Here is a 4779-nt window from a genome sequence, read left to right on the forward strand (position 1 = left end):
CCCTTCCGGCAAATGTGTTTGAGTATACTCCGGAAATCGTATATGCAGAAGAAGGTGTGTATCCGCAGCAGATCCCGGTACTTTTGGCAATCACCGGAGATCCTGGAGACGGGATACCGGGATGCAAAGGTGTTTCTTCCGCGGCGGCCTCTTTGGTGGATGAGTATAAATCCCTGGATGAGATTTATGCAGCCATCGATGACTGTGAGGGAGTTGCAAAAAAGGAAAAAGAGCTGAATGGTTTCTGGAAAGAATACCTGGGGATTGGCAGAAGTCCTTTAAAAGCATTAAAGACAAACCGGGAGATGGTATACTTAAGTGAGAAGCTGGCAACCATGAAGCGGGATATTGACATCAGCTGCGGAATTGAGGATTTAAAACTTTGTGTGGACATTGACAAGCTAAAAGAAGAACTGGGACGGTATGAGATGTCCAGCCTGATCAAGGAAGTCGAGAATCTGTAATCAGGGAAGGAGAGTGGTAAAGCTTTCTTAGCATTTTTTTCGTACCAGTTTGTTCGGCTTGCAGTATCTGCTACAATACAAATATGGACAGCAAGAAAAGCCGTCCATCATTATTCCTTTCGTTTTGGGACACTCACAGGGTTCGGAATTAACTGTGGGTGTCTTTTTTTGTTGTTGCTTGGCGATAGCGAACTTCTTTCATGACCAAAATGAACTAATTACTTGATACATGGATCTTCTATTATAATACAACAGAAATCTGTTTGCATGTGTTGTTGCAAGTCTTAACAGCTTATTGTGGTCTTTCATATTTGAACTTAAAAAACCTCTTTCAAAAGAATAGAAAGAGGTTTTTTTATTATAATAAATTTCGATATTCCCGCCTGCCATCTGAATAATCCGGTGCCCGCACAAGAATATTCAGCCATCCACAACAGCGTAAATGGTTTACGCTCTGCTGAGATTCGTTGACCTTGTAGAATACAAGATGCCGTTCCACAATCAGAACTCTGTAACCCTGTCGGCGTAAGGCATGTAAAAGATGCTCCTGAATGGTTTCAGAATGATATGAAAGAACAAATTATAATGACAGCTACCTCAGATGGATTTTTCTCTGTTTGGATGACAGTTTTTTCAGATGAGCCACAGATTTTATTGGCTTTGATTGACAAGTTTCCAGGAACTAGGAAAGGGTGTTATGATAAACAGGGAGAAATTAAAAAGGATTTGTTTTCCGAAAAGTTAGGATAATTGTCAGAGGTCTGCCTTTTGCACAGACAGAATGTTGCAAATGGCAGACCTCAATATGATTACCCACTTACAATGTATCAGAAACCAGTAAGCCTGAATAACATTAATTCACTTGCGGATTCATCTTCTCGCTTCTGTGTCATAAGAAGCATTACAGAACCATCGTCTGCGACTTTCATATCTTCAAGCCAGGGGTATCTGATTCCGAAAATATCACTGCATTGTATTTTACCGAGAAGAGTTCCGTCTTTTGACCAGAAGTAGAGTATTCTGGCATTTCCATCTGTTGCAATATATCCGTTTGCTGTCTCTGCTACTACGGTGATGTAGCCAAAAGAAGCAGAATCATCGGATGGATCACGACCAAGAAGCAGCTGCTGGTTTTCATCCTAATCATATACTGCTATTTTATAGGGGGGCATCATCTCCGACAAGAAATCCATATACCATAATATGTTCATTTCCAATCTTAATCAGACTGACTTGTTTAAAAATACCGGTTCGTGTTTTGTCATCATCCATTGAGGTTAAGATCCAGGGTTCTTTGAGTATGTTGCCATCCTGGAATGTTATTTTCTCCGTATCATTGCTATAGGAATAGGCCAGTCCCCACTCTCCGGACGGATGCATGGTCAGGTTGCCGCTTATGTCAGGTAATACTCGGGGTCAGACTCCATGAAACTGCTGGCTTTTATTTTTCTCAGGGAAGAAATAACGTGGCTGAAATTTGTTTCAATGATTCTTATCGGTATCGGTACTTATCTGATGATACAGAAAAAGGAAACAAAGGAGAAGGCAGAAGATAAGAAGTGGCAGCTTTATGCAGTCGGTTCCGCTGTTTTTGCCAGTCTTACCTCTATTTTGGGAAAGATTGGAATTCAGGATGTCAATTCAAATCTTGGAACTGCGATCAGGACTGCTGCTTATAGTTGCAGGAACATTAGCTTTGCTGATATAAAGGGGTATCTGCCTCAATTGCGAATATTTACATGATACAAAAGTTAAAAATATAACAATTTATATAAGGAGAATAGTACTAAGGTAATAGCATATAATAAAAAAACAGTAAATATATGATGATAATATAGGAAAAACGATAAAAAATATCAAAAATGAAAATGATTCAAAAAACTATTGCGTTATAAAATTAACAATGATATAATGCAAGCGAACAGAAGAAGTGAATGCCTTCTGCAGTAACATGTAAACAGACATAATTTTTTAAGGAGATAACAGCAATGGCAAGATTTACATTACCAAGAGACATTTACCATGGAAAAGGATGTCTCGAAGAATTAAAGAATTTAAAAGGAAAGAAAGCAGTTCTTGTTGTAGGCGGCGGCTCAATGAAACGTCAGGGATTCCTGGACAAAGCAGTTAATTATTTAAAAGAAGGCGGAATGGAAGTTCAGCTGATCGAAGGTGTTGAACCGGATCCGTCAGTAGAAACTGTTATGAAAGGTGCAAAGATAATGCAGGAATTCCAGCCGGACTGGATCGTAGCGATGGGCGGCGGATCCCCAATCGATGCAGCGAAGGCAATGTGGACATTCTATGAATATCCGGATACAAAATTTGAAAATCTTATCACACCATTTGGTTTCCCTGAATTAAGGCAGAAAGCAAAATTTGCAGCAATTCCATCTACATCAGGAACTGCTACAGAAGTTACTGCTTTTTCCGTAATCACAGACTATCATACAGGGATTAAATATCCTCTGGCAGATTTCAACATCACACCGGATGTAGCAATTGTTGATCCGGAACTGGTTGAGGGACTTCCTGTAAAACAGGTAGCATATACAGGTATGGATGCATTAACACATGCAATTGAAGCATATGTTTCTACGCTTCACTGTCCGTATACAGACCCGCTTGCACTGCAGGCAATCGAGATGGTTCTGGCATATCTGCCGGCATCTTATAATAAGAATATGGAAGCACGTGAGCAGATGCATTATGCACAGTGTCTGGCAGGAATGGCATTCTCCAATGCACTGCTTGGTATTGTACATTCCATGGCTCATAAGACAGGTGCAGCATTCTCTACAGGACATATTCCGCACGGATGCGCAAACGCAATTTATCTTCCATATGTAATCAAATACAATGCAAAAGATCCTGTAGCAGCAGAACGTTATGCTGAGATTGCAAGAAGAATGGGACTGGAAGGGACATGCCAGCAGGCACTGATCAACAGCCTCTGCGAGAAGATTGACGAGTTTAATGTAAGATTGAACATTCCAAAGACATTAAAAGACTTCGGAATCCAGGAAGAAGAATTTAAAGAAAAAGTTGCCAAAATCGCAGAGCTTGCAGTTGGTGATGCATGTACAGGCTCCAACCCGAGAGCAATCGATCCTGCAAATATGGAGAAACTTCTTACATGCACATATTATGGTACAGAGGTTGACTTTTAATTAGTCAAGCGGATAAAATCAACCGCTTCACTAATTGCTTGATTTGATTAAATAAAGAGGGCACATTGGCAGATGAGACATATCGCCGATGTGTCCCTTTTGGCATCTGAAGTAATTTCTTGACGAAATGTGATTTGTTCAATATACTTGAAACAAGTTAGATATAACAAACTCATTATGAAATATGTATGTGATGTGTGTGGTTGGGAATACGATGAAGAAAAGGGTTATCCGGAAGGCGGCATTGCACCGGGTACAAAATGGGAAGATATTCCGGATGATTTTGAATGCCCCTTATGTTCAGTTGGCAAAGACCAGTTTTCTGTGGCTGAGTAAGGAAGCACAACAAAACCTATAAACAAAGAGCCGTGAAGCAGTATGTAAGATACCGCTTCACGGCTCTTTTGGGTTTGTACAAAAATTTCCGTAATGTGACCTCGTCACAGAAAAATGCTTTGCCATGCGGTATGATAAAGCCACGATAAAGAAAGAGGTGGAGAACATGAAAATCAAACTCAATCCAGATCAAGAGGTCGTTCAGACCATCAGGGAGGGACTCAAGCGCACCGGCGGATACTGTCCCTGCTGCATAGAGCGCACAGAGGCAACCAAATGTATATGTCAGGAGTTCAAGGAGCAGATCGCAGACCCAGACTTCGAGGGGTTTTGCCACTGTATGCTTTACTATAAGTCCTTGCAGGAGTAAAGGAGGAGCATCATGCTGTCAAAGAAACTGGCTGTCATAGATAAGCTGCGATGCGTTGCCTGCGGTGTGTGCGAAAATACCTGCCCGCTGGAAGCTGTTCAGGTGCATTGCGGCTGTTATGTGGTAGTACAGAAAGAACGCTGCGTAGGTTGCGGGAAGTGCGCAAAGCTCTGTCCCGTCGGTTGCATTGAGGTGAAAGTGAGGGCTGACGCATGAAAGCAAAGCATTGGTACGATTACCTGTGGGTATATGCCATCATCTATTTTGCACTGGGCTTTTTCAATATCCTGTTCGCGTGGCTGGGCATGATCGATTTTCTCTTGCCGCTGTTCTTAGCCATCTTCGGCGGGAACAAATTCTTTTGCAACCACCTCTGCGGACGGGGTCAACTGTTCAGCAAGCTGGGGACAGACCTTAAATGCTCCCGCTGCAAGCCAAC

At 41.7% G+C, this 4779-nt stretch carries 7 protein-coding genes and 2 pseudogenes; 8 read left to right on the top strand and 1 reads right to left on the bottom strand.

All coding sequences use genetic code 11. The features are described 5' to 3' along the window. Positions 1 to 464: 5'-3' exonuclease H3TH domain-containing protein (locus tag AC075L_RS06445; protein WP_476387386.1), on the top strand; the 464-nt coding region annotated here is incomplete at its 5' end. Between the two features lie 567 nt (positions 465 to 1031). Next, on the top strand, positions 1032 to 1214 hold the full coding sequence (locus tag AC075L_RS06450) for a hypothetical protein (RefSeq protein WP_119244989.1): 183 nt from the start codon (positions 1032 to 1034) through the stop codon (positions 1212 to 1214). 408 nt (positions 1215 to 1622) lie between these two features. On the opposite strand, the gene AC075L_RS06455 is transcribed toward AC075L_RS06450, so the two are convergent. Continuing rightward, positions 1623 to 1844, bottom strand: a complete 222-nt coding sequence (locus AC075L_RS06455) for a hypothetical protein (protein ID WP_476387387.1) — start codon at positions 1842 to 1844, stop codon at positions 1623 to 1625. Between the two features lie 51 nt (positions 1845 to 1895). Here AC075L_RS06455 and AC075L_RS06460 point away from each other — a divergent pair. From AC075L_RS06460 to AC075L_RS06485, 6 genes and pseudogenes are all read left to right on the top strand, one after another. Continuing rightward, positions 1896 to 2132 (top strand): annotated as a pseudogene (locus AC075L_RS06460) (EamA family transporter); the annotation flags it as partial. A 320-nt stretch (positions 2133 to 2452) separates the two neighbouring features. After that, positions 2453 to 3634, top strand: a complete 1182-nt coding sequence (locus AC075L_RS06465) for an iron-containing alcohol dehydrogenase (RefSeq protein ID WP_055200404.1) — start codon at positions 2453 to 2455, stop codon at positions 3632 to 3634. 177 nt (positions 3635 to 3811) lie between these two features. After that, positions 3812 to 3970, top strand: coding sequence for a rubredoxin (locus AC075L_RS06470; RefSeq protein ID WP_055200402.1), 159 nt, complete (start codon positions 3812 to 3814; stop codon positions 3968 to 3970). Between the two features lie 124 nt (positions 3971 to 4094). After that, positions 4095 to 4340 (top strand): ferredoxin-thioredoxin reductase catalytic domain-containing protein, encoded by a 246-nt coding sequence (locus AC075L_RS06475; RefSeq protein ID WP_476387388.1) that lies wholly within the window; start codon positions 4095 to 4097, stop codon positions 4338 to 4340. Between the two features lie 12 nt (positions 4341 to 4352). Beyond that, positions 4353 to 4556, top strand: a complete 204-nt coding sequence (locus tag AC075L_RS06480; protein WP_476387389.1) for a 4Fe-4S binding protein — start codon at positions 4353 to 4355, stop codon at positions 4554 to 4556. Next, positions 4553 to 4779, top strand: a pseudogene (locus AC075L_RS06485) (4Fe-4S binding protein); the annotation flags it as partial. The gene AC075L_RS06480 and the pseudogene AC075L_RS06485, both read left to right, overlap by 4 nt.

The sequence above is a fragment of the Blautia sp. ZXY-1-B12 genome (assembly GCF_056339915.1).

Bases quoted from the DNA above. Each gene is read 5' to 3' on its own strand.
- AC075L_RS06465 (WP_055200404.1), top strand. From the start codon at position 2,453: ATGGCAAGATTTACATTACCAAGAGACATTTACCATGGAAAAGGATGT.
- AC075L_RS06480 (WP_476387389.1), top strand. From the start codon at position 4,353: ATGCTGTCAAAGAAACTGGCTGTCATAGATAAGCTGCGATGCGTTGCC.
- AC075L_RS06455 (WP_476387387.1), bottom strand. From the start codon at position 1,844: ATGCATCCGTCCGGAGAGTGGGGACTGGCCTATTCCTATAGCAATGAT.
- AC075L_RS06475 (WP_476387388.1), top strand. From the start codon at position 4,095: ATGCGGTATGATAAAGCCACGATAAAGAAAGAGGTGGAGAACATGAAA.
- AC075L_RS06450 (WP_119244989.1), top strand. From the start codon at position 1,032: ATGAAAGAACAAATTATAATGACAGCTACCTCAGATGGATTTTTCTCT.
- AC075L_RS06470 (WP_055200402.1), top strand. From the start codon at position 3,812: ATGAAATATGTATGTGATGTGTGTGGTTGGGAATACGATGAAGAAAAG.